This window comes from Caballeronia sordidicola (genome assembly GCF_002220365.1).
In the GTDB taxonomy this organism is placed as follows: Bacteria; Pseudomonadota; Gammaproteobacteria; order Burkholderiales; family Burkholderiaceae; genus Caballeronia; species Caballeronia sordidicola_C.
The window spans coordinates 1-2,127 of sequence record NZ_MTHB01000211.1 but is presented as its reverse complement, the minus strand read 5'-3'; the positions used below and the strand labels follow the sequence as shown (position 1 = coordinate 2,127).

Annotated in this window: 1 protein-coding gene and 1 pseudogene; one reads left to right on the top strand and one right to left on the bottom strand. The window is 56.7% G+C overall.

Going from position 1 to position 2,127, the window contains the following annotated elements; translation table 11 throughout:
* Positions 1-614, bottom strand: a pseudogene (locus BSU04_RS30260) (propionyl-CoA--succinate CoA transferase); the annotation flags it as partial.
* 987 nt (positions 615-1,601) lie between these two features.
* On the opposite strand from BSU04_RS30260, the gene BSU04_RS45805 reads away from it, so the two are divergent.
* Positions 1,602-1,946 carry a hypothetical protein gene (locus BSU04_RS45805; RefSeq protein ID WP_089159419.1) on the top strand — a complete coding sequence of 115 codons (345 nt, stop codon included), beginning with the start codon at positions 1,602-1,604 and terminating at the stop codon, positions 1,944-1,946.
* The last annotated feature ends 181 nt before the right edge of the window (positions 1,947-2,127 follow it).

Below are 2,127 nucleotides of genomic sequence, written 5' to 3'. Positions count from 1 at the left end.
ATGCGATCGCCCGTGTTCAACAATGGAATCGGCATGCGGTGCGGAGGCAGCGCAGTACCATAGTAGATGTCGTGCATGCCGTCGAGCCCCAAGGGTTGACGCGCGTTGACTTCAAGAATCACGCCCTTCGCGCGTTCAAGCCACGTCTTGTTGTTCCCGACTGAAGAGGAGGGAATAAGCAGTCCGTCCTCGCGTATTGCGCACACCTCCACTACGGCAATATCCAAATCTCCGAATAGCCCAAACCATGCATGCTGCGCCACATTGCTCAGATGGATGTCCAGGTATTCAATCTCGCCAGCGTTGATCTTGTCGCGCAGCGTGGGATCCGATTGATAGGGCAGACGCATCGCGATGCCATTTGCGCGTGCCAGTACACCGTCGAGTTCCGGTGCAGTCGATGCGCCGGTCATGATGGTGATGCGAAAATCCTGGTCACGCGCATGAGCGGCGCCGATCCGGGCGGCAAGCGCGACAGGTACTGCCTTCGGGTAGCCGGCGCCGGTGAAGCCGCTCATGGCGACAGTCATGCCTGGGCCGATCAGGGCGGCCGCCTCGTCGGCGGATGTCACGCGACCGAGCAGGCGCGGATCAAGAATGCGGGCGGAATTCATGTTTGAGACTCGTACGACGTGGGGATAGTTCTATGTGGCGCCGAACGCCGCATGCACGGGTTGATTTAAATCAACAAATAGACAAGCGTGGGAACCCAAGCTGTCGAGGCTCATGTTGACGAGATGAGAGAGAGGTATTGGCAGACCGAACCGGGCGTCCTGTGTCCGGCGATTCGCATATTGCAATTCGTCAACCGAATGGAAATCGGACGATTGACCCATGTCAACCGTAGCTGCTGCATGGCCGGGTAAACTGACTAGAGGGCGCCCTGCCCGGAAGGCGCTGCTCTACTATGGTATGAAGTGGTTGGAGGGATGCTCCAGATCTATGTGAGTAACGGCATCGCACAAAGTGCCGCAGCCTGCCGACAAATTCACGGCTGTTTATTCCCTGAAGTCTAGAACCCGAATGGGTCCATGCGCCATGGATAGACGGAAATCGAATTCGTGAGTTCGTTGCGAACATCGCCGTCGGTGGAACCTACAATCGTCACGCTCTTGGTAGGTCAAATACCGTTCCAGGTCAGAGCAAGCATTCCTAAAACCTCCGGCAACTCGGTCGTGCGAATTCCTCAACCGGTTAGTCGAGTTGCGCCATGCGAAGACGCTTACACGCCAATTCACCATTGGTGAAGATCGGCCGGGCATCAAATCTATTTTTCTGCTTCGGAGACGATCGTGGATGAGGGCACCTGCCGTGAGATTGTTGCTGCTTTGCTTGGCTGTTGGCCAGAGCCAGTGTTGGCAGTCTCGAAACGGATAGCGGTCACGAAACCTGCGCTGGACCGCTACCTTGCAGGGACGGAGTCGTTGAACTCTGATGCACAGCGGCACTTGATGGAGGTCCTTGGGCTCCAATGCGATGATAGCAGCGTGAACGACGACGGGGGTCAACCAGTGACCTCGACCGCACACTATGTGCTCATCGCAGGCAATGCGAAAGAGCGGGTCCTAGTTGTATATAACTTCCTCAGGAAGTGCGGGCACATGGAAACCAGCGTGGAATTGTTGCCCGCTTCCCTTGCACCTGGACATCGCTGGCGTTACCTGCTGATGATCCGATATGGCGAGGTCCCGAGCTTGATCTGCTTTCCTCGAATTGGGAAGGCAGCCAGCTTGCTGGAAAGCGGCCAGTTGACCAACTTTCAAGGACAATATTTCGTCGATCCGTTGTTTTATGCTGCGGTGGAAGTTCTGCGCGCGAGTGTGGAACAGAGGCCCGGTAGGGTTCTGAGAGCAATGCACGAATTTTACAAACGCTGGGATCGCGAGGTTTTAAACATAGCCACCACCGTGGCGCGTACCGACGAGTTCGTGAAGGGGACGGGCTAGGGCGCGCCTGATGTGAGCGCCATGCTTTGTGGAAGAAGCGAAACGCCTATGTGGTTGCGCGCTATAGACAAGCTGCGGAGCGCGCGTAGGTGTCGTCGTCGAAGCGCCAGCTCAGCGACCATAAAGACCATAAGAGGTGACAGAACGCGCGCCGGTTTTCAGTCTGTCTCGCCCGGCCGCG